Raw genomic sequence first — 287 nt, 5'->3', positions numbered from 1 at the left:
ACTCGTCTGGACTATCCTCTAGTATGTCAGAAACTTTTGATTCTGTATAAAAATCATGACCACCTTTGGATGGTTTGTAATTGTGCGTATCTTTGGCTCCAAGATCATTAGGAATAGTAAGTGTTACCTCTTTTTCTAATGAGGCTATTATATATATTCTAACCCTATTTTGAGGGACACCAAAATTACTTGTGTTTAATAGTCTGTATTCAACATGATACCCTAAATTATGAAGAGATTTTAATATTGTTGAAAATGTTCTTCCTTTATCATGTGAAGTTAATCCA

General features: G+C 32.1%; 1 protein-coding gene. It reads right to left on the bottom strand.

Features of this window, described 5'->3' with window-relative positions; all coding sequences use genetic code 11:
* A partial coding sequence (locus tag RTW80_RS28795) for a DNA cytosine methyltransferase (RefSeq protein ID WP_312721517.1) occupies window positions 1-287 on the bottom strand: 287 nt, incomplete at both ends.

Origin of the sequence: Escherichia sp. AM3 (assembly GCF_032029835.1) — a bacterium.
GTDB lineage: Bacteria > Pseudomonadota > Gammaproteobacteria > Enterobacterales > Enterobacteriaceae > Escherichia > Escherichia coli.
This window is presented reverse-complemented; position numbering and strand designations above follow the sequence as displayed.